The following is a 1,311-nucleotide window of genomic DNA, read 5'->3' as shown; positions in this document are numbered from 1 at the left end:
GCATACTCGTTGCAAGCATTGGCTGCATGCTCGAACTTGCCGACGCGGGCATCTCCGTCACTGTTCCTGCACGTGGCCCGCTGTGGTATGCAATGCGGGTGAAGTTTGATTTGTCAACAGTCACGGTAGCATGGACGGTAGCTGTATTCCGTTCAGTCTCGACTGTCTTCGTTACTGTTGCTTCGTATCGGTCGATAGCGTCGTACCGTGTCTGTACCTGTTCTCCAACAGATTCTGCATCTGATATCGAGCCACTCGGAACTCCAATGCACCCTGCAAGGAGGATAACAAGTCCGATGAAGAGAGCTCGAGGGACGTGATTTCGTCTAGGGACCATCCACTATTGACCTAATAGAGGAGTTATATAAATTCTCCTATAATAACATCCTGGCAGTAATTATATCCGAACTACACAACTCTCCACCCCATTACAATAATATTGTTGTAATTAACTTCCTCACAAGTGATTGGTTTAGTCACTCGTGAGTGGGGCGCTCTCCAATGAGATGTCACTCTTCGTCGTTGCGTCCTTCTTCTGCTATTGGGACTCAAACTGACTGGCACTCAAGGGACAACTATTGTCGCGCTCCTATACGGTGTCTTTACTTTACAACTCTTCCTTTGGGAGTGTAGATATGGATGTAGCTGGATACGGACGAGCGTTGATGTCCAATCCTGCTGGACGTCTTCTGAGTGTCCTCGTTGGAGTACTCCTCGTCGCCTGGTTATCCACGATTTTTCCATGGGTAAAGTCAATCCTGTATTGGTCGGTTCCGTTTATATTGGTTATTTGGGGCTCTCGAGATTCTATCTGTTTGGTTTCGAGTATAGACTCACAGTAATTGCTGGTTTTTTACTAACTGCTGGAGGTGGGAGTCGGGCCTTGTTCCAGCTTGTCTCTTTGAGTGACTTCACTGGAGCTATCGCCAATCTCATTCCAGCACTTGGTATCTTCGCCGAAATGTTCGCAGATCACTATCGTAACCGAGATTGACCTCAATTTTCCCGAGACTGTACTCCCTGCTAACACACTGTATTTTGTGCACCTGCTGAAATTCATCCAAAAGAGCGCTGCTTAGGAAGTATTATCCGGCTGCTATAGCAATTTGTAATGAATAGATGGGGAAGAATTTCGAGATTTCGGGCGACTCGCTCAGTTACATCCTCTATGCGTCCCAACTGGCTGCGCTATTAGTGGTCCTACTCTCCGTAGTGTTTCGCTTCAATGGCACCGCCAGTTTTGCGCTAGCTCTATTAATTGGGTCGCTGATGGTAGTGACGGTAGTGGGGGTGTGGCGAAAGTTGACTGGT

Annotated in this window: 2 protein-coding genes; both read left to right on the top strand. The window is 47.7% G+C overall.

Annotated elements, in window-relative coordinates; all coding sequences use genetic code 11:
• On the top strand, positions 1-320 hold a 320-nt coding region (locus AUR66_RS22625), incomplete at its 5' end, for a hypothetical protein (RefSeq protein ID WP_231727874.1).
• Between the two features lie 799 nt (positions 321-1,119).
• Positions 1,120-1,311 (top strand): hypothetical protein (locus AUR66_RS22620; RefSeq protein WP_394326261.1); only part of this gene is annotated, 192 nt, incomplete at its 3' end.

The organism is Haloferax profundi, assembly GCF_001469865.1.
GTDB lineage: Archaea > Halobacteriota > Halobacteria > Halobacteriales > Haloferacaceae > Haloferax > Haloferax profundi.
The sequence above is the reverse complement of the archived record's forward strand: the minus strand, read 5'-3'. Positions and strand labels throughout refer to the sequence as shown.